This is a genomic window from Klebsiella sp. M041 (assembly GCF_059759695.1).
Genome location: NZ_JCAXWU010000008.1, coordinates 112,908 through 136,005, shown reverse-complemented (window position 1 = coordinate 136,005; position 23,098 = coordinate 112,908). Strand labels below are relative to the sequence as shown.

26 protein-coding genes are annotated in these 23,098 nt (G+C 56.9%); 10 read left to right on the top strand and 16 right to left on the bottom strand.

Annotation, left to right across the window (positions count from 1 at the left end):
- Positions 1 to 26 precede the first annotated feature (26 nt).
- Complete coding sequence (gene pnuC / locus AC6CWS_RS12495; protein WP_004151689.1) at positions 27 to 746, top strand: nicotinamide riboside transporter PnuC; 720 nt, start codon at positions 27 to 29, stop codon at positions 744 to 746.
- On the opposite strand, the gene zitB is transcribed toward pnuC, so the two are convergent.
- Complete coding sequence (gene zitB / locus AC6CWS_RS12490; RefSeq protein ID WP_065882487.1) at positions 743 to 1,687, bottom strand: CDF family zinc transporter ZitB; 945 nt, start codon at positions 1,685 to 1,687, stop codon at positions 743 to 745. The genes pnuC and zitB overlap by 4 nt on opposite strands.
- 118 nt (positions 1,688 to 1,805) lie before the next feature.
- Positions 1,806 to 2,183 (bottom strand): YbgS-like family protein, encoded by a 378-nt coding sequence (locus AC6CWS_RS12485; protein WP_065882485.1) that lies wholly within the window; start codon positions 2,181 to 2,183, stop codon positions 1,806 to 1,808.
- Between the two features lie 315 nt (positions 2,184 to 2,498).
- Here AC6CWS_RS12485 and aroG point away from each other — a divergent pair, with 315 nt between their 5' ends.
- The gene (gene aroG / locus AC6CWS_RS12480; RefSeq protein ID WP_023288882.1) at positions 2,499 to 3,551 is read left to right on the top strand and encodes a 3-deoxy-7-phosphoheptulonate synthase AroG; all 1,053 of its coding nucleotides are present in this window, start codon (positions 2,499 to 2,501) and stop codon (positions 3,549 to 3,551) included.
- A 73-nt stretch (positions 3,552 to 3,624) separates the two neighbouring features.
- On the opposite strand, the gene gpmA is transcribed toward aroG, so the two are convergent.
- The 7 genes from gpmA to modE all read right to left on the bottom strand — a co-directional run bounded on the left by gpmA (position 3,625) and on the right by modE (position 11,467).
- A complete protein-coding gene (gene gpmA, locus AC6CWS_RS12475; protein WP_002895089.1) occupies positions 3,625 to 4,377 on the bottom strand; it encodes a 2,3-diphosphoglycerate-dependent phosphoglycerate mutase in 753 nt (250 codons plus the stop codon).
- A 291-nt stretch (positions 4,378 to 4,668) separates the two neighbouring features.
- Positions 4,669 to 5,712, bottom strand: a complete 1,044-nt coding sequence (gene galM / locus AC6CWS_RS12470; protein ID WP_065882482.1) for a galactose-1-epimerase — start codon at positions 5,710 to 5,712, stop codon at positions 4,669 to 4,671.
- Positions 5,706 to 6,854: a galactokinase gene (gene galK / locus AC6CWS_RS12465; protein WP_065882480.1), complete on the bottom strand. Its 1,149-nt coding sequence runs from the start codon at positions 6,852 to 6,854 to the stop codon at positions 5,706 to 5,708. Before galK ends, galM begins: the two co-directional genes overlap by 7 nt.
- A gap of 2 nt (positions 6,855 to 6,856) precedes the next feature.
- Positions 6,857 to 7,903, bottom strand: a complete 1,047-nt coding sequence (galT, locus tag AC6CWS_RS12460; protein WP_044521687.1) for a galactose-1-phosphate uridylyltransferase — start codon at positions 7,901 to 7,903, stop codon at positions 6,857 to 6,859.
- Positions 7,904 to 7,912: 9 nt separating this feature from the next.
- Positions 7,913 to 8,929: a UDP-glucose 4-epimerase GalE gene (gene galE / locus AC6CWS_RS12455; protein ID WP_023288886.1), complete on the bottom strand. Its 1,017-nt coding sequence runs from the start codon at positions 8,927 to 8,929 to the stop codon at positions 7,913 to 7,915.
- Positions 8,930 to 9,138: 209 nt separating this feature from the next.
- Positions 9,139 to 10,611 (bottom strand): molybdate ABC transporter ATP-binding protein ModF, encoded by a 1,473-nt coding sequence (modF, locus tag AC6CWS_RS12450; RefSeq protein ID WP_023288887.1) that lies wholly within the window; start codon positions 10,609 to 10,611, stop codon positions 9,139 to 9,141.
- A gap of 67 nt (positions 10,612 to 10,678) precedes the next feature.
- Positions 10,679 to 11,467, bottom strand: coding sequence for a molybdenum-dependent transcriptional regulator (gene modE / locus AC6CWS_RS12445; RefSeq protein ID WP_065882478.1), 789 nt, complete (start codon positions 11,465 to 11,467; stop codon positions 10,679 to 10,681).
- A 152-nt stretch (positions 11,468 to 11,619) separates the two neighbouring features.
- On the opposite strand from modE, the gene AC6CWS_RS12440 reads away from it, so the two are divergent.
- The 4 genes from AC6CWS_RS12440 (at position 11,620) to modC (ending at position 14,435) form a co-directional block, all read left to right on the top strand.
- Entirely contained in the window at positions 11,620 to 11,769 is a 150-nt protein-coding gene (locus AC6CWS_RS12440; RefSeq protein WP_002895156.1) for an AcrZ family multidrug efflux pump-associated protein, read from the top strand.
- Positions 11,770 to 11,911: 142 nt separating this feature from the next.
- A complete protein-coding gene (gene modA, locus AC6CWS_RS12435; RefSeq protein ID WP_065882476.1) occupies positions 11,912 to 12,685 on the top strand; it encodes a molybdate ABC transporter substrate-binding protein in 774 nt (257 codons plus the stop codon).
- Positions 12,685 to 13,377, top strand: a complete 693-nt coding sequence (gene modB, locus AC6CWS_RS12430; RefSeq protein ID WP_065882475.1) for a molybdate ABC transporter permease subunit — start codon at positions 12,685 to 12,687, stop codon at positions 13,375 to 13,377. The genes modA and modB overlap by 1 nt, the downstream gene beginning before the upstream one ends.
- Positions 13,377 to 14,435 carry a molybdenum ABC transporter ATP-binding protein ModC gene (gene modC, locus AC6CWS_RS12425; protein WP_065882473.1) on the top strand — a complete coding sequence of 353 codons (1,059 nt, stop codon included), beginning with the start codon at positions 13,377 to 13,379 and terminating at the stop codon, positions 14,433 to 14,435. Before modB ends, modC begins: the two co-directional genes overlap by 1 nt.
- On the opposite strand, the gene AC6CWS_RS12420 is transcribed toward modC, so the two are convergent.
- Positions 14,436 to 15,254, bottom strand: coding sequence for a pyridoxal phosphatase (locus AC6CWS_RS12420; RefSeq protein WP_065882471.1), 819 nt, complete (start codon positions 15,252 to 15,254; stop codon positions 14,436 to 14,438).
- A 228-nt stretch (positions 15,255 to 15,482) separates the two neighbouring features.
- Here AC6CWS_RS12420 and pgl point away from each other — a divergent pair, with 228 nt between their 5' ends.
- Positions 15,483 to 16,478: a 6-phosphogluconolactonase gene (pgl, locus tag AC6CWS_RS12415; protein WP_023288892.1), complete on the top strand. Its 996-nt coding sequence runs from the start codon at positions 15,483 to 15,485 to the stop codon at positions 16,476 to 16,478.
- A gap of 107 nt (positions 16,479 to 16,585) precedes the next feature.
- Here pgl and AC6CWS_RS12410 read toward each other — a convergent pair whose 3' ends face one another.
- The 3 genes from AC6CWS_RS12410 to ycgZ all read right to left on the bottom strand — a co-directional run bounded on the left by AC6CWS_RS12410 (position 16,586) and on the right by ycgZ (position 17,580).
- Positions 16,586 to 16,852: a biofilm development regulator YmgB/AriR family protein gene (locus AC6CWS_RS12410; RefSeq protein WP_004886050.1), complete on the bottom strand. Its 267-nt coding sequence runs from the start codon at positions 16,850 to 16,852 to the stop codon at positions 16,586 to 16,588.
- Between the two features lie 51 nt (positions 16,853 to 16,903).
- Positions 16,904 to 17,209: a hypothetical protein gene (locus tag AC6CWS_RS12405; RefSeq protein ID WP_023288893.1), complete on the bottom strand. Its 306-nt coding sequence runs from the start codon at positions 17,207 to 17,209 to the stop codon at positions 16,904 to 16,906.
- A gap of 125 nt (positions 17,210 to 17,334) precedes the next feature.
- On the bottom strand, positions 17,335 to 17,580 hold the full coding sequence (gene ycgZ / locus AC6CWS_RS12400; RefSeq protein ID WP_023288894.1) for a regulatory protein YcgZ: 246 nt from the start codon (positions 17,578 to 17,580) through the stop codon (positions 17,335 to 17,337).
- A 327-nt stretch (positions 17,581 to 17,907) separates the two neighbouring features.
- Here ycgZ and AC6CWS_RS12395 point away from each other — a divergent pair, with 327 nt between their 5' ends.
- A complete protein-coding gene (locus tag AC6CWS_RS12395; protein WP_498256402.1) occupies positions 17,908 to 19,119 on the top strand; it encodes a diguanylate phosphodiesterase in 1,212 nt (403 codons plus the stop codon).
- 154 nt (positions 19,120 to 19,273) lie between these two features.
- Positions 19,274 to 20,008 (top strand): MerR family transcriptional regulator, encoded by a 735-nt coding sequence (locus AC6CWS_RS12390; protein ID WP_023288896.1) that lies wholly within the window; start codon positions 19,274 to 19,276, stop codon positions 20,006 to 20,008.
- Positions 20,009 to 20,049: 41 nt separating this feature from the next.
- Here AC6CWS_RS12390 and AC6CWS_RS12385 read toward each other — a convergent pair whose 3' ends face one another.
- The gene (locus tag AC6CWS_RS12385; RefSeq protein WP_017899620.1) at positions 20,050 to 20,604 is read right to left on the bottom strand and encodes a helix-turn-helix transcriptional regulator; all 555 of its coding nucleotides are present in this window, start codon (positions 20,602 to 20,604) and stop codon (positions 20,050 to 20,052) included.
- Positions 20,605 to 20,686: 82 nt separating this feature from the next.
- On the bottom strand, positions 20,687 to 20,899 hold the full coding sequence (locus AC6CWS_RS12380) for a biofilm development regulator YmgB/AriR family protein (RefSeq protein WP_023288897.1): 213 nt from the start codon (positions 20,897 to 20,899) through the stop codon (positions 20,687 to 20,689).
- A gap of 732 nt (positions 20,900 to 21,631) precedes the next feature.
- Here AC6CWS_RS12380 and AC6CWS_RS12375 point away from each other — a divergent pair.
- The gene (locus tag AC6CWS_RS12375; RefSeq protein WP_065882469.1) at positions 21,632 to 22,138 is read left to right on the top strand and encodes a hypothetical protein; all 507 of its coding nucleotides are present in this window, start codon (positions 21,632 to 21,634) and stop codon (positions 22,136 to 22,138) included.
- 16 nt (positions 22,139 to 22,154) lie between these two features.
- On the opposite strand, the gene AC6CWS_RS12370 is transcribed toward AC6CWS_RS12375, so the two are convergent.
- Positions 22,155 to 23,078, bottom strand: a complete 924-nt coding sequence (locus AC6CWS_RS12370; RefSeq protein WP_072096501.1) for an acyltransferase — start codon at positions 23,076 to 23,078, stop codon at positions 22,155 to 22,157.
- Positions 23,079 to 23,098: the final 20 nt, after the last annotated feature.

Sequence of the window (23,098 nt, the reverse complement as noted above, 5' to 3'; positions counted from 1 at the left end):
GCGTCATCTGGCGCTGAGAGGATAAAATGGATTTTTTTAGCACGCAGAATATTTTAGTACATATACCCATCGGCGCCGGGGGGTACGATCTCTCCTGGATAGAGGCCGTAGGGACCATCGCCGGGCTGTTGTGCATCTGGCTGGCGAGCCTGGAGAAGATCAGTAACTATGCCTTCGGTCTGGTCAACGTCACGCTGTTCGCCATCATCTTCTTTCAGATCCAGCTGTATGCCAGCCTGTTGCTGCAGCTGTTCTTCTTTGCCGCTAACGTTTACGGCTGGTATGCCTGGTCGCGGCAAAGCAGCAACCATGAGGCTGAGTTGCAGATCCGCTGGCTACCGCGCAGTAAAGCTCTGGGCTGGCTGGCGGCCTGCGTGGTGGCGATCGGCTTGCTGACCCTGTTTATCAATCCGTTTTTTGCTTTCCTGACGCGGATCGCGGTCAGCCTGATGCAAGCGCTCGGTTTGCAGGTCACTATGCCGGAACTGCAGCCGGACGCCTTCCCGTTCTGGGACTCCTGTATGACGGTGCTGTCGGTAGTGGCGATGATCTTAATGACCCGCAAATACGTTGAGAACTGGCTGCTGTGGGTCATCGTCAACGTCATCAGCGTGGTGATTTTTGCCCGTCAGGGCGTCTATGCGATGTCGCTGGAATATCTCTTGCTGACGTTCATTGCGCTGAACGGCAGCCGGATGTGGATAAACAGCGCGCGTGAGCGAGGTTCTCACGCGTTTTCTGGCTAATGGTGGTGGTGATGATCGTGCCCGGCGTGCATCGTGTTGAGATGGCACTCCGGGCCGCTGCAGGGCTGGTACTCCATCTGCACCGTGGCATGCTCAATTTCATATTTATGTTCCAGGAAATGCAGGATGCGGTTGAGTAACGCATCATGATCGTGCGGCGGCACAACCTGCACATGCAGCGTCATCACCGGTTTTTCCCCCACCAGCCAGACGTGGACGTGGTGAACATCGCGCACCTCCGGGATAGAGCGGCGGATATCCCGCTGCAGGGCCGTCACATCCAGCGAACGCGGCGCGCCTTCCAGCAGCTCATTCAGACTCTCCTTCAGCAGACGCCAGGCGCTACGTAACACCAGGCAGGAAACCACCACGGAAAGGATCGGGTCGACAGGTGTCCAGCCGGTGGTGAGGATCACCACGGCGGCCACAATCGCGCCAACCGAGCCCAGCAGATCGCCGAGCACGTGTAGCGCCGCGGCGCGCACGTTGAGGTTCCGCTCTTCGCTGCCACGATGCAGGATCCAGAAAGCCAGCACGTTGGCCAGCAGGCCAGCGACCGCAATCACCATCATCGTCACGCCGGCAACCGGCTGCGGGTGCTGGAAGCGCTGAATGGCCTCCCAGACAATCAGCATGGTGATCACCACCAGAGCAATGGCATTGAGAAACGCCGCCAGGGTGGTCAAACGCAGCCAGCCAAAGGTATGGCGGGCATTCGGGGGACGGCTGGCGAAGCGAACCGCCAGCAGCGCAAACAGCAGGGCGGCGGAGTCGGTGAGCATATGGCCGGCATCCGCCAGCAGGGCCAACGAGCCGGAGATCGCGCCGCCGATGGCTTCTACCAGCATAAAACCGGCGGTGACGATGAACGCCCAGAGCAGCCGGCGGGCGTTGCCGTTATCCGGAGCCTGGGCAGGGGAGTGCGAATGCGAGTGCGCCATAGTGTCGTCCCTTGATAGTTATCATTATCACGCTATGACATCATAAACAGAGAACGATAACAAACAGAGAAAAGGCGAGCCCGGCTCGCCTTTTCTCTGTTTGCACTCACCGCATCAATTATTGGGTGGTGCCGTCGGTTTTGCTGTTGTCATGGTTCATGCTGTCGCCATTGTCCAGCTTCTTACCGGTGTCCGGACAGCGGCCGTCTTTACACATCGAGTTTTTATGGACCTCATCGCTCGACATATTGTCCTGGCTCATCGTCGAGCCGTCAGGATGAAGCATGGTGCCGCCAGAGCCAGAATTGATTTGGCTATTATCGACGTTATTAGGCGCCACGTTTTCACGGGCGTCCGGCGCCACCTGACCGGCATCAGCGGAAGAGTTGGCCTGGCCATTGTTGGACTGGGCGCCGGCGTCTGCCGCCAGGGCCGCGCCGCTGGCAAGACCTAAGGTGGCGGTGAGCAAAAGGGTCGTCAGTTTTTTCATGTTCATCGGATACTCCTGTTGGGTCGGGAAGCGGTAACTACGCCTCCAGCGGTAAGTGTGCCAGGGATCTGACTCGCTATGGTTAAAGACTCCGCAGACGATCGCAGTGTCACTATATAATCCTGAAACGTAAGACTTAATTAGCTTTAACAGTTAAATATTGTAGTTCATGAGTCTGGTTTCGCTACTTTATGGCGTATTTTTGCCTATTTCCAGGATTATTCCATCGCTACTGTAAAATCACGTTTACACTATTTCAGCGAAGAGATAGATTGGAGGGATTGCATTTCATTGAATAAGTATGCCAACGCTGGAAAGAAGATGAATTATCAGAACGACGATTTACGCATTAAAGAGATCAACGAATTATTACCTCCCGTTGCGCTCCTGGAAAAATTCCCTGCTACCGAAAATGCTGCAAACACCGTTGCACATGCTCGCAAAGCGATCCACCAGATCCTCAAAGGTGATGATGACCGCCTGCTGGTGGTGATTGGGCCCTGTTCTATTCACGACCCGGCGGCGGCGAAAGAGTACGCTTCCCGTCTGCTGACCCTGCGCGAGGCGCTGAAGGGCGAGCTCGAGATCGTCATGCGCGTCTATTTTGAGAAACCGCGCACCACCGTCGGCTGGAAAGGGCTAATCAACGATCCCCATATGGATAACAGCTTCCGCATCAACGACGGGTTGCGCATTGCGCGCAAACTGCTGCTGGACATTAACGACAGCGGCCTGCCGGCGGCAGGGGAATTCCTCGATATGATCACCCCGCAGTATGTCGCCGATCTGATGAGCTGGGGCGCCATCGGGGCGCGCACCACCGAATCCCAGGTGCACCGCGAGCTCGCCTCGGGGCTCTCCTGCCCGGTGGGCTTTAAAAACGGTACCGATGGCACCATCAAGGTGGCTATCGACGCGATTAACGCCGCCGGCGCGCCGCACTGTTTCCTGTCGGTCACCAAGTGGGGCCACTCCGCTATCGTCAATACCAGCGGCAACGGCGACTGCCATATTATTCTGCGCGGCGGCAAAGAGCCGAACTACAGCGCGAAGCACGTGGCGGAGGTGAAAATCGGTCTGGCGAAAGCGGGCCTGCCGGCCCAGGTGATGATCGACTTCAGCCACGCCAACTCCAGCAAGCAGTTCAAGAAGCAGATGGAAGTAGGCGCCGACGTATGCCAGCAGATTGCCGGCGGCGAGCGCGCCATTATGGGCGTGATGATTGAAAGCCATTTGGTGGAAGGCAACCAGAGCCTCGAGAGCGGTGAACCGCTGACCTACGGCAAGAGCGTCACCGACGCCTGCATCGGCTGGGAGGATACCGAAGCGATCCTGCGTCAGCTGGCGGAAGCGGTGAAAACCCGCCGCGGCTAAGCTACGTTGCGCTCGCGCAGGTCATAAAAAAAGCGTGGAGATTTCCACGCTTTTTTATTTTCACCGGGGGAAATTACTTCGCTTTACCCTGGTTGGCGACGGCAGCCGCTTTCGCCGCGATCTCTTCCGCGTTGCCCAGATAGTAATGTTTGATCGGCTTGAAGTTTTCATCGAACTCATACACCAGCGGTACGCCGGTCGGGATGTTCAGTTCGAGGATCTCGTCTTCGCCCATGTTGTCGAGGTATTTAACCAGCGCGCGCAGGGAGTTACCGTGAGCGGCGATGATCACGCGCTCACCGCTTTTCAGGCGCGGCAGAATGGTTTCGTTCCAGTAAGGCACGACGCGGTCGATGGTCAGCGCCAGGCTTTCAGTGGTCGGCAGTTCCGCGTCGGTCAGTTTTGCATAGCGCGGATCGTGGCCCGGGTAGCGCTCGTCGTCTTTGGTCAGCTCCGGCGGAGTAACGGCGAAGCCGCGACGCCACTGTTTAACCTGCTCGTCACCGTATTTCTCAGCAGTTTCCGCTTTGTTCAGGCCCTGCAGCGCGCCGTAATGACGCTCGTTCAGCTTCCAGGATTTCTCAACCGGCAGCCAGGCCTGATCCAGTTCGTCCAGCACGTTCCACAGGGTGTGGATGGCACGTTTCAGCACGGAGGTATAAGCAAAATCAAAGCTGAAGCCTTCAGCCTTCAGCAGTTTACCTGCTGCTTTCGCTTCGCTAACGCCTTTCTCGGACAGATCAACGTCGTACCAACCGGTGAAGCGGTTTTCGTTGTTCCACTGGCTTTCGCCATGACGAACCAGTACCAGCTTAGTTACAGCCATTCTCTTACTCCTCTCTACACGCCATCCCTCGCGCCGCGAACGGTGCGCTGAATATGTTGGTGTATGTGTTATTGATTGATAACTATTCTCATTATATTGCCGTGATTTGGCTCACGGCAATGCTTATCCCTAACCATAGCGAAAATAGTGGCTCAGTGTAAGGTGCTTGTAAAACACAGGTTATTTTTTTGTCCTTTGGTGACGGAAATTAGAGCAGGTTGCTGAAAAAAGAGGCGGCAGAGAGGAGGGCGGGGACGAAACTCAGCGCCCCCCGGCGGAGGGCGCTGGCGATTAGCGGGCGATAAACTGATATTCCGTCAGGCTGACGTACTCCTGGCCCGGACGTAACACACAGTCCGGCTGCGGCCATTCCGGATGATTCGGCGAATCCGGCAGGAATTCGCTCTCCAGCGCCAGCCCCTGCCAGTCGGCGTAGGGTTCCGTCGTCTGCGACGGGGTGCCGCCGAGATAGTTGCCGGAATAAAACTGTAGCGCCGGAGCGGAGGTATAGACCGTCATCTGCAGCTTGCCGTCCTGCGACCAGACCTGCGCCGCAGGTTGAGTGGCGTCGCCTCTGGCGTCCAGCAGGAAGGCATGGTCATAACCCTTCACCTTTTGCTGATCGGCATCCGCGAGGAAGTCGGCGGCGATGGTTTTCGGCTGGCGGAAATCAAAGCTGGTGCCGGCGACGTCTTTGAGTCCGCCGCCAGGGATACCATCGCTTTCCACCGGCAAATAGCGATGGGCGAGGATCTGCAGCTGGTGCTGGCGCACGTCGCCCTGGTCACCGTCGAGGTTGAAATAGACGTGATTGGTCATGTTCACCGGGCAGGGTTGGTCCACGGTGGCGCGATAGGTAATCGCGATGCGGTTATCGTCGGTCAGACGATAGTGCGCGGTGGCCTGCAGAGTGCCCGGAAAGCCTTGATCGCCATCGGGCGATGTCAGGGCGAACAGCGCTTCCTGCTCGTCGGCGCGGACGATGCGCCAGCGGCGTTTATCAAACCCTTCCGGGCCGCCGTGAAGCTGGTGGCCCGCGTCGTTTGACGGCGTGACGGTGACGAGCTGGCCGTCAAGCGGGAAGCGGCTATTGCCGATACGGTTGGCGTAGCGGCCTACCGAGGCGCCAAGAAACGCGGCCTGGCGGGCATAGTCTTCCAGCTTCGCGCAGCCCAGCAGCGGATGGCGCACGCTGCCATCGGCCAGCGGCACCTCGGCGCTGAGCAGCGTCGCGCCCCAGTCCGCCACGGTGACAGTCATCCCCGCCTTATTGCGCAGGGTTACCTGCTGCCATGGCTGGCCGTCCGGCGCCAGCGCGGTAGTTTGCGTTACCATTGACCAGCCCCCTGTGACGGTTTGCAGACATAAAACGTCTCTTTAATTCCGGTTTTCGCTTCATACTCGTTGGCAACGGCCTGCTGAACGGTATCGACCAGATCTTCCGGGACCAGCGCTACCACACAGCCGCCAAAACCGCCGCCGGTCATGCGCACGCCGCCCTTATCGCCGATGGTCGCCTTGACGATCTCCACCAGGGTGTCGATCTGCGGGACGGTGATCTCGAAATCATCGCGCATCGAGGCGTGGGATTCGGCCATCAGCTCACCCATCCGCTTCAGGTCGCCTTTTTCAAGGGCGCTGGCGGCTTCCACGGTGCGGGCATTCTCCGTCAGCACATGACGTACCCGCTTCGCCACCACCGGATCCAGCTCATGGGCGACAGCGTTGAATTGCTCAAGGGTGACATCGCGCAGAGCGGGCTGCTGGAAGAAGCGCGCGCCGGTCTCGCACTGTTCACGACGGGTGTTGTACTCGCTGCCGACGAGGGTGCGCTTAAAGTTGCTGTTGATGATCACCACCGCGACGCCTTTCGGCATCGAGACGGCTTTGGTGCCCAGCGAGCGGCAGTCGATCAGCAGCGCATGGTCTTTTTTGCCCAGCGCCGAAATCAGCTGATCCATGATCCCGCAGTTGCAGCCGACGAACTGATTTTCCGCCTCCTGGCCGTTGAGGGCGATTTGCGCGCCGTCCAGCGGCAGATGGTAGAGCTGCTGGAACACGGTGCCGACGGCGACCTCCAGCGAGGCTGAGGAGCTTAAGCCCGCGCCCTGCGGCACATCGCCGCTGATCACCAGATCCGCGCCGCCGAAGTGGCTGTTCCGCTGTTGCAGATGCTTCACCACGCCGCGGACATAGTTCGACCACTGCTGGGTGTCGTGGCTGAGAATCGGCGCGTCGAGAGAGAATTCGTCGGTCTGATTGTCGTAATCGGCGGCAATCACCCGCACGGTACGATCGTCGCGCGGCGCACAGCTGATCACCGTCTGGTAGTCGATGGCGCAGGGCAGCACAAAGCCGTCGTTGTAATCGGTATGCTCGCCGATCAGGTTGACGCGGCCTGGTGCCTGAATGACATGGCTGGCCGGGTAGCCGAAGGCCTCAGCAAACAGGGTTTGGGTTTTCTCTTTCAGACTCATCATTACACTCCGGATTCACGAAAATGGACGTCGCTGACGGCGCGCAGTCGTTCGGCAGCTTGCTCGGCGGTGAGATCGCGCTGCGTTTCGGCCAGCATTTCGTAGCCAACCATAAACTTGCGGACCGTCGCGGAGCGCAGCAGCGGCGGATAAAAGTGGGCGTGAAGCTGCCAGTGGTTATGGTCTTCATCGTTAAACGGCGCGCCGTGCCAGCCCATGGAGTAGGGGAATGAGCACTGGAACAGGTTGTCGTAACGGCTGGTCAGCTTTTTCAACGCCAGCGCCAGATCGCTGCGCTGGGCGTCGGTTAAATCGGTAATACGCTGCACGGGCGCTTTCGGCAGCAGCAGCGTTTCGAACGGCCATGCGGCCCAGTAGGGCACGACCGCCAGCCAGTGATCGGTGTCGACCACCGTGCGGCTGCCGTCGGCCAGTTCGCGCCGGGCATAGTCCAGCAGCATCGGCTGGCCCTGGCTGGCGTAATACGCTTTCTGCAGACGGTCTTCCCGTTCCGCTTCATTAGGCAGGAAGCTGTTGGCCCATACCTGACCGTGCGGGTGTGGGTTGGAGCAGCCCATCGCTGCGCCTTTGTTTTCAAAGACCTGCACCCACGGGTAGCTTTTCCCGAGGTCCGCGGTCTGTTCCTGCCACGCTTTAACCACGCCTTCCAGCGCTTCAAGGCTCAGTTCCGGCAGCGTTTTGCTGTGGTCTGGCGAGAAGCAGATCACCCGACTGGTGCCGCGCGCGCTCTGGCAGCGCATCAGCGGATCGTCACTTTCCGGGGCATCCGGGGTGTCGGTCATCAGGGCCGCAAAGTCGTTGGTAAACACGTAGGTGCCGGTGTAATTCGGATTCGTGTCGCCAGTGACCCGGGTGTTGCCCGGGCACAAGAAACAGTCCGGATCGTGGGCCGGCAAGGTCTGTTTTGCCGGCGTCTCCTGCGCTCCCTGCCAGGGGCGCTTGGCGCGATGCGGAGAAACCAGAATCCACTGCCCGGTTAACGGGTTATAACGACGATGCGGATGGTCAACGGGGTTAAATACGCTCATGAAGGTTCCTTAGTCTGGATAACCCTGCGGATGGCGGGACTGCCAGTTCCAGGTGTCCTGCGCCATTTCGTCCAGGTTGCGCGTCACGCGCCAGTTCAGCTCGCGGTCGGCCTTGGCGGCATCCGCCCAGTAGGCCGGGAGGTCGCCATCGCGGCGCGGCGCGAAATGGTAGTTAATCGGTTTGCCGCAGGCCTTGCTGAAAGCATTGACCACGTCGAGCACGCTGCTGCCGACGCCGGCGCCAAGGTTGTAGATATGGACCCCGGCTTTGTCAGCCAGTTTTTCCATGGCCGCGACGTGGCCGTCGGCAAGGTCCATGACGTGGATATAATCGCGCACGCCGGTGCCATCTTCGGTCGGGTAGTCGTTACCAAACACGGCCAGCGATTCGCGACGGCCAACGGCGACCTGGGCGATATACGGCATCAGGTTATTCGGGATCCCCTGCGGGTCTTCGCCCATGTCGCCCGACGGGTGGGCGCCGACCGGGTTGAAGTAGCGCAGCAGCGCAATGCTCCACTCCGGCTGCGCTTTTTGCAGGTCGGTCAGGATCTGCTCCACCATCAGTTTGCTTTTACCGTAGGGGCTTTGCGGGGTGCCGGTCGGGAAGCTTTCGACATACGGGATTTTCGGCTGGTCGCCGTAGACGGTGGCGGAGGAGCTAAAGATGAAGTTCTTCACGCCCGCGGCGCGCATGGCGGAGACTAATTTCAGTGTGCCGGTGACGTTATTGTCGTAATATTCCAGCGGCTTGGCGACGGACTCCCCGACGGCTTTCAGCCCGGCGAAGTGGATCACCGCTTCAATGGCGTGATCGTGGAGGATCTCGGTCATCAGCGCTTCGTTACGAATATCGCCTTCAATAAAGGTGGCTTCTTTGCCGCCGAGACGCTCAATCACCGGCAGTACGCTGCGCTTGCTGTTGCAGAGATTGTCGAGGATCACCACCTCATGCCCCTGCAGCAGCAGTTGAACGCAGGTATGACTTCCAATGTAACCGCTACCACCTGTAACCAGAACTTTCATGATTCGCTCCATTCGGCTTATCGTGTATGAGGAAGATAGCATATCAAAGAAGTGAAAAGTGTGACACAGAACAAGTTAGTGGAATCGTTTACACTCAAGAGTGAAACGGCATCGTTTAATATATTTTGTTTAAAATACATCTTGTTAGGTGAGTAAGGCGCTATTTTTCTGAAAAATACCAGGGATCTTGCGATCCCCGGCAGGGGGCGTCAGGCCACGGGGCCGAGCTGATAAGTGTAACCGTCTCCACTGGGAACGAACGCCAGGCGATGGGTAATACAGTCCGGGGCATCTTCCGCATGGTGCGAGACAAACAGCAGCTGCGTGGCGCCTTCGCCAATCAGGACGTCGACGAAGCGGCGCACCAGCTGGCGATTGAGGGGATCCAGCCCCTGCAGCGGTTCATCAAGGATCAGCAGGGTTGGATGCTTCACCAGCGCGCGGACGATAAGCGCCAGCCGCTGCTGGCCCCACGACAGGCTGTGAAACGGCGCGTCGGCGGTGCGCTTATCGATGCCGAGAATATCCAGCCATTGCTGCACCAGCTTATGCTGTTTATCCGACACCGCCTGATAAATGCCGATCGAGTCAAAATAGCCCGACAGGATGACGTTGCGGACGTTGGTGCTGACCCGGTAGTCCAGATGCAGGCTGCTGCTGACGTAGCCGATATGCTTTTTAATATCCCAGATGGTCTCGCCGCTGCCGCGCCGACGGCCAAAGAGGGTGAGATCGTTGCTGTAGCCCTGGGGGTGATCGCCGGTGATAAGGCTTAAGAGGGTGGATTTACCCGCGCCGTTGGGGCCGACGATCTGCCAGTGTTCGCCGGGGTTTACGGTCCAGGAGAGGTGGTTGATGACCGGGCGATCGTTGTAGGAGACCACCCCGTCATTGAGGACGATACGCGGCGCCGTCTCCGTCAGCGTATGGCGGGCCGGTGGGGCATCCGGCTCCGGGAGGGTGATACCGTCCAGTTTTTCACTGTGCGCCAGCTGGGCGACCAGCGCCTGCTGCAGCAGAGCGTGCTTCTCGCCGGTCTCGCTGAGGAGGCAGTCAGCCAGCACGCCGGCGTATTGCACAAAGTCCGGGATCTCATCGAAACGGTTGAGCACCAGCACCAGGGTGATGCCGGCGCGATGCAGGTCGGCCAGCAGGGCGGCCAGCTGCTGGCGGGAGTTGACGTCGAGGCCGTCGAACGGCTCGTCGAGGATCAGCAGTTGCGGATCGCTCATCAGGGCCTGGCACAGCAGGGTCTTACGCGTTTCGCCAGTGGACAGATACTTAAAGCGGCGGTCCAACAGGGCGCTGATGGCAAACTGTTCGGCAAGCTGCGCGCAGCGGGCCGGATCTTTCACCTCATCCTGAATAATCTCCGCGGTAGTGCGTCCGGTATCTTCTTCTCCGGGGCTGAGCAGGTCGGTGTTATTGCGCTGCCACTCGTCGCTGACCAGCTTCTGCAGCTGTTCGAAGGAGAGGCGGGTTACGCGGGAGAAGAGGCTTTCGCGCTGGCCGCTGAGCAGGGTCAGGTCGCCGGCCAGGGCCCGTGCGAGGGCGGATTTGCCGCTGCCGTTGCTGCCGACGAACGCCCAGCTTTCACCCGCCGCCACGCTCAGGTGGTCTATTTTTAAGGTTTTTGTATCGCTCAGGCGAAACGTGCCTTGCGAAATTTGCAATGATGACATGATGTATCCCATTTTTTGCAGCGATGTGCATCAGGGATACGACTTCAGGCGCGCAATGTCAATGGGGTCAGCATAACGTAGCGAGAATGATGCGATCGGCGTTGAAGTAAGCGATCGCCTCCGTCCCTTCGGTCAGGCCAGAGGTCTGGGCCTGCGGCAGGGTGGCGCACAGGGTCTGGCCGTCCGCAAGGGTCATCAGCACTTCGCACTGCCCGGAGCCGCATTCGATATGGCTGATGCGACCCGACAGCTGGTTCTCGGCCTGGCGGGCCACCGCCGGGTCGAGGGTGATGCCAACCCAGGGCGCTTTCAACAGGACCAGCACCTCCTGGCCCTCATCGAGCCCCAGCTTTTCAGCGCTTTGGGCGGTAATGGCGACGTTCAGGCGGGTCTGCCCGTCGGCCAGCAGCACCTCGACGTGCTGCTGCACCTGCTGACGATCGCGGCCGGTGATAGTGCCGAACCACTGGTTGCGGGCGCTGGTTTGCAGGGAAAAGCGCGAGATGGCCGCCAGCAGGCTGTCCAGCGGCAGGGCGTCGTCATCGCTGAGCACATCAAACGCTTTCTGCTGGATCTGCGCCAGCAGATCGTACAGTTGGATCAGACGCTGCCCGTAGCGGGTCAGCACCGCGCCGCCGCCGCCTTTGCCGCCGGTGGCGCGATCCACCAGCGGCTGTTCGCTGAGCTGGTTCATCTCGTTGATGGCATCCCACGCGCTTTTATAGCTGATACCCGCGTGCTTCGCCCCCTGGCTTATCGAACCGGTCAGGTCAATCTGTTTGAGCAGGGCGATCCGCCGGGGGTCGGCAAACAGGCGCTGCTGAAGCTTAAGGGTGAGAAGAATTTCGGCCTGCATAATCGTTTCCTGACAAAAAAGCGTATTGTGACCGATAGTCACCCCGTTGCAAAACCTCTCTGCGCGGTTTGTCATTAACCACCGCACAAATGGGGCGTGTTTTTTCGGCTGAAACCGTTACAATCAGGGAATCATACTATCTGGAGTGAACCATGTTAGAGCTTTTGAAAAGTCTGGTTTTTGCGGTCATCATGGTACCGGTGGTGATGGCGGTCATCCTGGGATTGATTTACGGTCTTGGCGAAGTGTTCAACCTCTTCTCCGGCGTCGGCCACAAAGATCGCAGCCAGCAAAATCATTGATTTCCCGGCGCCCGGTTTAACCGGGCGCTGTGCTATTTCCCTCCTGTATCATTTCCCTTCATTTTATTGTCCTGCGTCACTATAAAAACGCTTCGCATATCGTTATATTGTCGAGTACATAACGCATTGACAGGAGATTCAGATGACAGGTTCTTGGTTACGCGGGGTGGTCGGGGTATCGCTCACGCTGTGCATCGCGGGTCAGGCGCTGGCGGCAGAGGGGAAAGTGACCGTTTTCGCGGCCGCGTCGTTAACCAACGCGATGCAGGATATCGCCCAGGCGTATAAGAAAGCGAAAAACGTCGAGGTCGTCTCGTCGTTTGCCTCGTCGTCGACGCTGGCGCGGCAGATTGAAGCAGGCGCCCCGGCGGACCTGTTTATCTCCGCCGATCAAAAGTGGATGGATTACGCGGCAGACAAAAAGGCCATCGATCCGGCGACCCGCGCCACCCTGCTTGGCAACAGCCTGGTCGTGGTGGCGCCGAAAGCCAGCGCGCAGGGGGCGATAACCATTGATGAGAAAACCGACTGGACCAGCCTGCTGAAAGGGGGCCGTCTGGCGGTGGGCGATCCGCAGCACGTTCCGGCAGGTATCTACGCCAAAGAAGCGCTGCAGAAACTGGGCGCCTGGGAGACCCTGTCGCCGAAGCTCGCCCCGGCGGAAGACGTGCGCGGCGCGCTGGCGCTGGTGGAGCGTAGCGAAGCGCCGCTGGGCATCGTCTACGGATCGGATGCCGTGGCCAGCAAAGGGGTGAAAGTGGTTGGCACTTTCCCTGAGGCGTCGCATCAGAAAGTCGAGTACCCGCTGGCGATTGTCGATGGCCACCGCAACGCGGCCGTGAGCGCTTTCTATGACTACCTGAAAGGGCCGGAAGCGTCGGCGATTTTTCAACGTTACGGATTTACCACCCGCTGATGTTTCTGAGCGAACCCGAATGGCAGGCGGTGCTGCTGAGCCTGAAAGTCTCCTCCCTGGCGGTGGTCCTGAGCCTGCCCTTTGGCATCTTTTTTTCCTGGCTGCTGGTCCGGCGCACCTTCCCCGGCAAGGCGCTGCTCGACAGCCTTCTCCATCTGCCGCTGGTGCTGCCGCCGGTGGTGGTGGGGTATCTGCTGCTGGTGGCCATGGGGCGGCGCGGGTTTATTGGCAGCTGGCTGTATGACTGGTTCGGCATCAGCTTTGCCTTCAGCTGGCGCGGGGCGGTGCTGGCGGCGGCGGTGATGTCTTTCCCGCTGATGGTGCGCGCCATCCGCCTGGCGCTGGAGGGGGTGGACATCAAACTGGAGCAGGCGGCGAGAACCCTCGGGGCCAGCCGCTGGCGGGTATTTTTCACCATTACGCTGCCGCTGACTCTGCCGGGAATTATTGTCGGCACGGTGCTGGCCTTCGCCCGCTCGTTAGGGGAGTTTGGCGCGACCATCACGTTCGTCTCCAATATTCCCGGTGAAACGCGCACCCTGCCTTCGGCGATGTACACCTTGATCCAGACCCCGGGCGGGGAGGGGGCGGCGGCCCGCCTCTGCCTCATCGCTATCGGTCTGGCGCTGGTCTCGCTCTTGATTTCAGAATGGCTGGCCCGCGTGAGCCGCCAGCGAATGGGAGGATCATGATGCTCGAGCTGGACTTTACCCAGACCCTCGGCAGCCACTGTCTGCAGATCCGTGAAACGCTGCCCAGCAGCGGGATCACCGCCATCTTTGGCGTCTCAGGCGCCGGGAAAACGTCGTTGATCAACGCTATCAGCGGCCTGACCCGGCCGCAGGCGGGGCGGATTGTCCTCAACGGAAGGGTGCTGAACGACACCGCGCAGCGTATCTGCCTGGCGCCGGAGCAGCGGCGGATCGGCTATGTATTTCAGGATGCGCGCCTGTTTCCCCACTATAAAGTGCGCGGCAATCTGCAGTACGGAATGGCGAAATCCATGGTCAGCCAGTTCGATAAACTGGTGGAACTGCTGGGAATTGCGCCCTTGCTGGATCGGCTGCCGGGCCGGTTATCCGGCGGCGAAAAGCAGCGCGTGGCCATTGGCCGCGCCCTGCTGACCGCGCCGGAGCTGCTGCTGCTGGACGAGCCGCTGGCCTCGCTGGATATTCCGCGCAAACGCGAACTGTTGCCCTATCTGCAGCGGCTGGCGCAGGAGATCCGTATTCCGATGCTCTACGTTAGCCACTCGCTGGACGAGATCCAGCATCTGGCCGATCGCGTGCTGGTGCTGGAGGCCGGTAAGGTGAAGGCTTTCGGTCCGCTGGAGGAGGTCTGGAGCAGCAGCGTGATGCACCCCTGGCTGCCGGCGGAACAGCAAAGTACGATCCTCAGCGCCACCGTCGCCGCGCAGCATCCGCAGTACGCGATGACCGCGCTGACGCTGGGGGATCAAATGCTGTGGGTTAACCGGCTCGATCGTCCCGCCGGGGAGAGCGCGCGGATCCGCATCCAGGCGTCGGACGTCTCGCTGGTGCTGGCCCAGCCGTCCGCAACCAGCATCCGCAATATCTTACGCGCCGAGGTGGTTCAGTGTCTGGAGGTCAACGGGCAGATTGAGGTTCAGCTCAGGGTGAGCGGCCATCCGCTGTGGGCTCGAATCAGTCCGTGGGCGCGGGATGACCTGGCGATAGCGCCAGGCCAGCAGGTATTTGCCCAGATCAAAAGCGTGTCGATTGCCGCCTGATCACAGCAACTGACGGTAGATAAACTCGGCGATGCTGGCGGACTCATTGTCGCCGATGACCACGTTGGCGCGGGCTTTGACGTCGTCCACCGCATTACCCATCGCCACCCCGGTGCCTGCCGCTTCCAGCATACTCAGATCGTTGTAGTTATCGCCGAAGGCCACCACATTCTGCATCGACAGCCCCTGGTCAGCGACCCACTGCGCCAGGCGTTTGCCTTTGCTGTTGCCGGCGCGAGCGATATCCACCTGGTCGTGCCACGACCATTCGCACTCGAGGCCCAGCGTCTCGCCGACCTCCTGCGCAAAGCGCTGCAGACGGGGAATGTCGTCGTCGGTGAGGGCGAATTTCCATACCGCCTTGACCTCGCGGACCGCCTGCGCCAGCGAGTCGACCTGGCTGAAGACCGGGCGCTGATCCTCCGGTAACGCCAGCGCCCAGTTGCGGGTGCGGATCACATGCCCGGTGGGCTGTTCGTAAAGCATCGCGTCATCCACATAGGCCAGGCCGTGGATCTGCTGTTCGGCGAGCATGGCGGTGAGGCTTACCGCGTGTTCCACCGACATAGGATCGGCCGCCAAAACCTTTTTTGCGTGATAATCATACAAATAAGTGCCATTACAACAAATTGCAGGTGTATCGAGAGCCAGTGCCTGATAAAAAGGATGAATAGCGACGTGATGACGTCCGGTAACGACGATCACCTGGTAGCCCGCCTCTCTGGCGCGGGCCAGCGCTTCCAGCGAAGCGGGCAGGATGGTTTTTTTGCTGGTGAGCAGGGTGCCGTCTAAATCCAGGGCAATCACGCGTGTTGTCATGTGTTATTTCCGGTTGATGTTGAAAAGTGACCTGGCCATGATGGTACACCGCCGTGGCGTCAGGACCAATTTTTCCACATCTGCCGTGAATGTCTGTATGCCCTTTGTGCCGCCGTCCGTCGGTAATTCGGCGGGCGATGCGAGTATCATGGGCGGATGTCTTATAATTTTCAGGGTGCAGTTATCCTGAAAATGAAAAATCCACGTGCAGTGAGGGAAGGAGTAGTCATGAAACAAACCGTTTATACCGCCAGCCCGGAAAGCCAACAAATCCACGTCTGGAGTCTTGAAGCGGACGGCAAACTGACGCTGGTGCAGGTGGTTGATGCCCCGGGGCAGGTCCAGCCGATGGTGGTCAGCCCCAATAAGGAGTATCTGTACGTTGGCGTTCGTCCGGAGTTTCGCGTGTTAGCTTATCGCATCACGCCGGATAACGGGGCGTTGACCTTCGCAGGGGAAGCGGCGCTGCCGGGCAGCCCGACCCACATCTCTACCGATCATCATGGTCGCTTTGTCTTCAGCGCCTCCTACAATCAGGGCTGCGTCAGCGTGACCCCGCTGCAGGATGGTCTGCCGGGCGAAACCATCACCGTGGTGGACGGGCTGGAAGGCTGCCACTCGGCCAATATCTCCCCGGACAATCGTACCCTGTGGGTGCCGGCGCTGAAGCAGGATCGCATCTGCCTGTTTACCCTCAGCGAGGATGGTTTCCTCTCCGCCCAGGAGCCAGCGGAAGTCACCACCGTCGAAGGGGCGGGTCCGCGCCACATGGTGTTCCATCCGAACCAGCAGTATGGTTACTGCGTCAATGAGCTAAACAGCTCAATTGACGTCTGGGAGCTGAAAGACCCGAATGGCAATATCGAATGTGTACAAACTCTGGATATGATGCCGTCTGATTTCACCGGCGTGCGCTGGGCGGCGGATATTCATATCACTCCGGACGGTCGTCACCTGTACGCCTGCGATCGTACCGCCAGCATCATCACGGTGTTCAGCGTGTCGGAAGATGGCAGCGTGCTGGCGGTGGAAGGCTATCAGCCGACCGAAACCCAGCCGCGCGGCTTTAATCTCGATCACAGCGGTAAATATCTGATTGCCGCCGGGCAGAAGTCGCACCATATCGCGGTGTACGAAATTACCGGCGAGCAGGGGTTGCTGCAGGAGAAAGGTCGCTATGCGGTCGGGCAGGGGCCGATGTGGGTGGTAGTCAACGCCCACTGATCCGTCAGGCGTAAAAGAAAAAACCTCGCGTCAGCGAGGTTTTTTTAACAGAGCGGACAGGCTCTGTAGGAAAGGGGGTGCCCTGGCAGGCCTGAAGCGTGACGGCCTTAGATATCGTCCATGGTGTAGCCGACGACGATCTCCAGCGTTTTACGGATCACGTCTGCGGTCACCACGTCATCGGTGCTTTCCAGCGCCTGAATCAGCCATAAAATAATGGCCTTATTGTTCAGGTGACCCTCGGACTGGAGAATACTGTTGATGGCCAGCGACATCACGGCGGACTCATCAACCAGCTTATCACCGGCGTTACGGAAATAGTCGGAGAGCGCGGTGTCCTGCAGTCCTGCGTAAATATCGGGTTGCTGATGCATAGTCTGTCTCATCACATTCTCACTCTGTGTTATTCACCACGGTTAGGATACTCAGTGGATCTTTTTACCTTCCGGCGCCATGGCGCTTTGCGCCGGCGATCCTCGGGTTTCCCAACGGCCATTGATTTTCTTTACCTGCAAAGGCGCTTGCTTCCGCTGACGGGCAAGCTTCGCGCAAATTTCTTCAATCACGGCAGCGATAACCTTTCTTCGCTGTCGGTCTGACTCTGTCGCCTGCATCAACCGAAGTCGAACCAGCAGGGTCGGGGTGGTAATAGGGCGATTCGTTTTCAGAAGCGCGAGTACCGCCTCGCCGATGATCTCATCGGTGATTTCCTCAGTTTCACTGCTATTCATAACCGTCTCACTGCATGCCACTCTCTCCCTGAATCTGCGAACGGGCATTCAGGTCAGCAGCAGGTTTATGGAAGCGATCGCCCCTCATCTGCTACTGCGGTTGCAACAGGCGACGATCGATGACGTTATTCCTGATCGGCAAACAGCAGACCAATTAAGGTCTGATAGTGACTCTCTTCCTCGGGGGCACGGGCCCGATCGAGGCGGCTCAACAGTTTAGTGCACAGCGCCTTGCGGTTGAGATGACGCCCTTCGTTGAGAATATCCATCACAATCTGACCCAGCGTTTCCTGCTGGGAAGGTAACGATGCTTTGTTGAAATACTGGGCAATTGCGTTCGCTGTATCTGGAATGTAACCATTCTGCTGCATATCTGCTCCTTACATTTCACTCATCTGTTAACTGCCATTAAACTTATACAATAATTGTTAACCTGTACACGCAAAGTTGAACAATAATGATTCAGGAATGGTTAAATCATTGATTTTTAATAATTTATTTTTATGTGCTTTGTGCGATTCTGGCTTGTAAAGGTAGGATTTAACGGTGCACGTTGTACAAGAAAAGAAAAATGAAAAAGCCTTGCACAAAAAAGGGATTTTTAGTGTATCTTTTTTGTTAAGACAAAACGTAGTTTTACAAGACGATTAGCCTGATAACTGCTACTGTGAATGCTTACCCTCCCATCTGGAATCACTATGCTAACCACCATCATTTATCGCAGCCATATTTGCGACAATGTCTCATTCAAATCGATCGAGGCCATGGTTGCCAGGGCAAACGAAAGAAATGGGCAGGCGGACGTCTCCGGTATTTTACTTTTTAACGGGACGCATTTTTTTCAACTCATTGAGGGGCCTGAAGAAAAGGTTCAGGATATTTATCAGCATATTTGCCGCGATCCCCGCCATTATAACCTGGTAGAGCTTCTGTGCGATTATGCGCCGTCCCGCCGTTTCGGTAAGGTCGGTATGGAACTGTTTGATTTACGGGAACATGATCGCGAGGAGGTGCTGCAGACGGTGATGGACCGCGGGACCACAAAATATCAGCTCACCTATGACGACCGGGCACTGCAATTTTTCCGCACCTTTGTCGAATCAACGGAAAAAGCGAACTATTTTGAGATTCCTTCCGCTGACAGCTGGGTATTTATCCCCGATCAGAATACCTTCTATCCTGATACGCCGATAATTGATAATAAGGAAAGCTGGTCCTTTGCCTTCCAACCGATTGTCGACCCTTTCGCTTGCGAAATTATTTCGTGGGAAGCGCTGTTACGCACACCGGACGGCCAGTCGCCTGGCGCCTATTTTGCCGGGCTTTCCGGGGACGATATTTATCTCGCCGATCTGCACAGTAAACGCGTCGCGCTGTCGCTGGCCGGGCAATTAGGCTTACGTAATAAGGCGTTAAGTATTAATTTACTGCCGATGACGCTGGTTAAAGCGCCGAACGCGGTGGGTTTCCTGCTCGATCAAATTCAGCGTAATGATCTTATTCCTGAACAGATTATTGTCGAGTTTACCGAACGGGAAGTGATTTCGCGGATGGATGATTTTACCGATGCGGTGCGAAAGCTAAAAGGGGCGGGTATCAATCTTGCCATCGATCACTTCGGCGCCGGGTTTGCCGGGCTGTCGCTGCTGGCGCAATACCAGCCCGACAGAATTAAAATCGACCATGAGCTGATCCGCAATATCCACCAGGATGGACCGCGCCAGTCAATTGTACAGGCGATTATCAAATGCTGTTTTTCGCTGGAGATTGCGGTCTCTGCCGTCGGCGTTGAGCGTGCTGAAGAGTGGATGTGGCTGGAATCAGCCGGTATTTCGCAGTTTCAGGGGAATTTGTTCGCCAGCGCGCGCCTGGGGGGCTTACCCGCCGTCGCCTGGCCGGAAAAAAAATAATCCACCGCGAAATCAGCCAACTATTTTTTCATCTTTTTCCCAAGCGCTGTGAGCCACAACCTGTTATCTTTATCTGTACAAGAAAATAGAGTTGTACAGGATGCCTGAATTCGTTAGTTTAGGTATTAAAGTATCAGGTTGATGTGAGGCTGCTATGGCGTTTTACAGTATCGGTGAAGTCGCCGAACGTTGCGGAATCAATCCGGTCACACTGCGCGCCTGGCAGCGTCGTTACGGTCTACTGAAACCGCAGCGTAGCGAAGGCGGGCATCGGCAATTTGATGAAGAAGATATCCTGCGCATTGAAGAGATCAAGCGCTGGATAGAGCGCGGCGTATCCGTCGGGAAAGTCAAAGCGCTGCTGGAGGGTAACCTGCCGGCGGCGCGCGACGAATCCGCGCATCTTCAGGAAGAGATGATGTCCATTCTGCGTTATATGCAGCCCGCCAGAATCCGTGCCAAATTACTGGCGCTAAGCCATCAACACCCCGTCGACACGCTCATCGACAGCCTGTTAGTGCCGGTACGTCAGCGTCTGAAGCTCGATCAGAATACCTCTCTGGTGATTAGTAGTTTGCTGGATGGTCTGCTGATTGACTGCGTGGCGCTGTTTCTCGCCGAAGCGCGTAAAAAGAACGGCAGGGAGACGCTGCTGGTGGGCTGGAGCAATGAGGACAGGACGCGTCTGTGGCTGGAGGCATGGCGTCTTTCCCAGCGCGGCTGGCACGTCAACGTCCTCGCCGAACCGCTGGAGTCGCCGCGGCCCGAGCTGTTCCCCGGGCAGCATATCTTCGTCTGGACCGGACGCGCCGCCACCCCTCTCCAGGAAGAGCTGCTCAGCCACTGGCAGGAGCAGGGCTTCAGCATCCATTTTCACGGTAATAATTAATCGCCCCGATCCGCAAAGCAGACCGGGGCTAACGCGCCGGGTTACAGGTGGATCTGGCTCCAGGATTTAAAGGTTTCGCTGCGGCTGATATTAAAAAAATCGGTCCTACCGCTACAGCCGAGCTTTTTAATCAGATTCAGCCGGATCTGATAAATGGTTTTAATATGCAGATTCAGCGACCGGCCAATGCTGGCGACCGCTTCGCCATTGCTGATAAGTTGAATAACTTTCTTTTCCCGCTCGGTAAACTGCACCGAGGCGCCCGGCGCCGGGTGGGTTTTATAGTAGCGGGTTGGCTGGTGCAGAAATATCTTTAACTCTTCCGGCGTTGAATTGGCCGGTAAGCGCAGCATAGGCAGTTCACTAAGAAAATTAAGATCGTTGCCTTCGGTTAACAAAATAAATAACGTATCCCGACGATTATAGTTGTGCTGCAGTACCGCGAAATAATTGTCGCTGGTAAAGAAAACATGTTTTTTGCGAAAGTAAGATGCCGGCAGACTATTCAGGATCAGCGACATCCCATAGAGAAGAAAACGATTATCAAACCACAGATCGTAATGTTCAGTACGATAGCAGGTATTATGGTGTGACATTTTATTTGCCTCAGTTAGCCGATAGAGACCCAGGCGTGCCGGCTCCGCAGGCTTAAGTCTGCTGCCAGCTCCGCGAGTTTAATTAATGATGAGGTTTGCTGTACAGCATATCCAGCGCCTGCAAATAGAGGTCGGAGAGTATTTCATTACTTTCCGTTTGCAGGCGATGCTGAATTTCCGTAATCATCCGCTCATTATTTATCGTTCTGTGCTGCTTAATGAGCGTATTTTCAATATTCTTCATCAGGGCCGAATTGAAGACAAACTCTGCTGGAATGGTATTTTTAATATGCATAGCTCGAACTCTCCCACGTATAACGCAAACTGACAATAAAAGTCGCTACGTACCATTGGTACGCGCCAAGTCACGAACAGGAAATGCAAAACCAGGAACCACCGCCTGACTTGCCGCGCCACCGTTAAACATCCCCGCTTCGTTGCGCAACAAGCAGTTAACACTCCAAACTATAGACGGTGATCCCACTATGTACAACTTTTTTTAGAACTATATGTACAACGCAACGGCTTATTTTTAATGTTTGTTTTTAGTTGTTGATTTTAAAGGATTCTATTTCCTGTATAACTTGTACATAAAAGCCGGTTTGTGCAGGATCCACTTGTAAAACTAGCGGGAAGAGGCTGACGACAGGCGTGAGCTCAATGGGAAGGTATTGTGCAGGCTGGCGTGTTGGATGAAATCGCGCCGACGCAGGAAGAGGTACACAGCAACTCTGTCGTCGACAGGTGGCTTTCTTCCGCGTCGGACGCTGATCATAGCGGATATCAGGTGAGGTTTTGTCTGTTTTTTGCACAATCAAGTAAAGAGCAACACATCGGCCATTTCGTTAACGTTTCGGTCGGTTTGTTGGCGGATAAGGCGTGTGCTACGCTTTTTACTAGCGATGCGATGGTTCGGCATCGTTATCTTTCTCCCATTTCCCTGTCGGGTCTTTTACCCCTGTCACGACCGGTAAATACGGCAAAGGCAGTCTGTCTATGGACAGGCGTAGAGGTGTGAGGAGGGGAAATGCGCGGTAAAAGCGTGATGCTCCTGGCCGGGTTAGCGACTTTCGCGCAGGCGAAAGAGATTAACCTCTATTCGGTGAATACCGGTTCCTATGTTTACCATCTGACCAATAATCACGGTCAATATACTGAGAATTTCGAGAACCACTTTTTCTCGGTGGAGCGGAAATTCTCTGACGACTCGAAATACAGCCTGCTGATTGGCACCTTGAATAACAGTTTCGACGATCGCTGTCTGGCGCTGGGGGTGAGAAGAGACTGGTATCACAACGGCAGCGGATGGACCTTCAAAGGCGTTTACGGCTATACCGGCGAATTCTTCTTAGATGCCTTCGAGCATTGCGGCGATCATGGCTCCTATAAAGATTTTAAGGACGCCACCGGGATCGGCTTTTCACCCTATATCTACCATGCTATCCAGTACAACTTTACCGACTATTTCGCCCTTGAGAGCGGCATTATTATTCCCAGCGTGTTTGTGATCAGCATCCAGTGGAGCTTCCGCTAAGTTGCCGCGTCGTTTGTTACAGGGTTATCACCTTCCTGAGCAGCGTACTGGAGAGCGCGGCGAGGGAAATGAGCACCGACAGGACAAACGTTAGGGCAATCACTCCCAGCTTGGTGGCTAACGAGTGAATAGGGATCAGCATCACCAGCAGGTGAAAAACGGAGTAGTGCAAAATATAGACCCCGGTCATCGCTTTGCTAACCGTCGCCAGCACGGCCTCCTTCAGTTCGCGGTTTTTTTTAAACTGCACGGCGTTAGCGGCGATCACCAGCAGGACGATCAGAATATAAATCTGCGACCCCGTGAGAATGAACGCATTGCGATCGGCTTTAAACAGCGCGAAGAAAAAGTGGCGTTCATAAAACCAGGTAAATAAATAGACAAAGGGCAGGGCGATAATGGCGGCTTTAATCACCCGCGGGTCGCGTATCCACTCCGTGACCCGCGGATCGTTAAACAACTGCCCGGTTAAATAAAAAAGTAGCCACGTCCACAGACGATACTGCGGCGCCAGGCTGAAAAGATGTCTTTCCGGGTAGAGCACCGAGAGCAGGTCGTAACCATAAGAGCAGCACAGTAGCGTCAGGACCACGGTGAAAAACAGACCGCGCCGCTGGCTGAGCCAGGCAATCAGGGGATGGAAGGTATAGATGACAATCAGGGCGAAAATAAACCAGGGCTGGATCAGGTAGCCGCGCTGGTAAGGCTCCCAGACATAATAGACCGTCACCCAAAACAGAAAGACGATCACCACGCTTTTAATTTTACCAATTTGCCAGTTGGCGTCGTGTCGCGTTTGCGCATCAAGATAGCCGGCCACCACAAAAAACAGCGGCGTGGCGATGGTCGAGACAAAGGTCAGCAGCCCGAGGATCCAGTGATAGTCATAATCAAAGCGATCCCAGGTATTATAGATGGTGAAAAAAGTCACCGCTGTCATACAGCCGAGTGTCTTAATAA

What these genes read in the sequence shown, in the direction of transcription:
- pnuC (WP_004151689.1), top strand. Translation starts at nt 27, where the DNA reads ATGGATTTTTTTAGCACGCAGAATATTTTAGTACATATACCCATCGGC.
- zitB (WP_065882487.1), bottom strand. Translation starts at nt 1,687, where the DNA reads ATGGCGCACTCGCATTCGCACTCCCCTGCCCAGGCTCCGGATAACGGC.
- AC6CWS_RS12485 (WP_065882485.1), bottom strand. Translation starts at nt 2,183, where the DNA reads ATGAACATGAAAAAACTGACGACCCTTTTGCTCACCGCCACCTTAGGT.
- aroG (WP_023288882.1), top strand. Translation starts at nt 2,499, where the DNA reads ATGAATTATCAGAACGACGATTTACGCATTAAAGAGATCAACGAATTA.
- gpmA (WP_002895089.1), bottom strand. Translation starts at nt 4,377, where the DNA reads ATGGCTGTAACTAAGCTGGTACTGGTTCGTCATGGCGAAAGCCAGTGG.
- galM (WP_065882482.1), bottom strand. Translation starts at nt 5,712, where the DNA reads ATGGTAACGCAAACTACCGCGCTGGCGCCGGACGGCCAGCCATGGCAG.
- galK (WP_065882480.1), bottom strand. Translation starts at nt 6,854, where the DNA reads ATGAGTCTGAAAGAGAAAACCCAAACCCTGTTTGCTGAGGCCTTCGGC.
- galT (WP_044521687.1), bottom strand. Translation starts at nt 7,903, where the DNA reads ATGAGCGTATTTAACCCCGTTGACCATCCGCATCGTCGTTATAACCCG.
- galE (WP_023288886.1), bottom strand. Translation starts at nt 8,929, where the DNA reads ATGAAAGTTCTGGTTACAGGTGGTAGCGGTTACATTGGAAGTCATACC.
- modF (WP_023288887.1), bottom strand. Translation starts at nt 10,611, where the DNA reads ATGTCATCATTGCAAATTTCGCAAGGCACGTTTCGCCTGAGCGATACA.
- modE (WP_065882478.1), bottom strand. Translation starts at nt 11,467, where the DNA reads ATGCAGGCCGAAATTCTTCTCACCCTTAAGCTTCAGCAGCGCCTGTTT.
- AC6CWS_RS12440 (WP_002895156.1), top strand. Translation starts at nt 11,620, where the DNA reads ATGTTAGAGCTTTTGAAAAGTCTGGTTTTTGCGGTCATCATGGTACCG.
- modA (WP_065882476.1), top strand. Translation starts at nt 11,912, where the DNA reads ATGACAGGTTCTTGGTTACGCGGGGTGGTCGGGGTATCGCTCACGCTG.
- modB (WP_065882475.1), top strand. Translation starts at nt 12,685, where the DNA reads ATGTTTCTGAGCGAACCCGAATGGCAGGCGGTGCTGCTGAGCCTGAAA.
- modC (WP_065882473.1), top strand. Translation starts at nt 13,377, where the DNA reads ATGCTCGAGCTGGACTTTACCCAGACCCTCGGCAGCCACTGTCTGCAG.
- AC6CWS_RS12420 (WP_065882471.1), bottom strand. Translation starts at nt 15,254, where the DNA reads ATGACAACACGCGTGATTGCCCTGGATTTAGACGGCACCCTGCTCACC.
- pgl (WP_023288892.1), top strand. Translation starts at nt 15,483, where the DNA reads ATGAAACAAACCGTTTATACCGCCAGCCCGGAAAGCCAACAAATCCAC.
- AC6CWS_RS12410 (WP_004886050.1), bottom strand. Translation starts at nt 16,852, where the DNA reads ATGCATCAGCAACCCGATATTTACGCAGGACTGCAGGACACCGCGCTC.
- AC6CWS_RS12405 (WP_023288893.1), bottom strand. Translation starts at nt 17,209, where the DNA reads ATGAATAGCAGTGAAACTGAGGAAATCACCGATGAGATCATCGGCGAG.
- ycgZ (WP_023288894.1), bottom strand. Translation starts at nt 17,580, where the DNA reads ATGCAGCAGAATGGTTACATTCCAGATACAGCGAACGCAATTGCCCAG.
- AC6CWS_RS12395 (WP_498256402.1), top strand. Translation starts at nt 17,908, where the DNA reads ATGCTAACCACCATCATTTATCGCAGCCATATTTGCGACAATGTCTCA.
- AC6CWS_RS12390 (WP_023288896.1), top strand. Translation starts at nt 19,274, where the DNA reads ATGGCGTTTTACAGTATCGGTGAAGTCGCCGAACGTTGCGGAATCAAT.
- AC6CWS_RS12385 (WP_017899620.1), bottom strand. Translation starts at nt 20,604, where the DNA reads ATGTCACACCATAATACCTGCTATCGTACTGAACATTACGATCTGTGG.
- AC6CWS_RS12380 (WP_023288897.1), bottom strand. Translation starts at nt 20,899, where the DNA reads ATGCATATTAAAAATACCATTCCAGCAGAGTTTGTCTTCAATTCGGCC.
- AC6CWS_RS12375 (WP_065882469.1), top strand. Translation starts at nt 21,632, where the DNA reads ATGCGCGGTAAAAGCGTGATGCTCCTGGCCGGGTTAGCGACTTTCGCG.
- AC6CWS_RS12370 (WP_072096501.1), bottom strand. Translation starts at nt 23,078, where the DNA reads ATGACAGCGGTGACTTTTTTCACCATCTATAATACCTGGGATCGCTTT.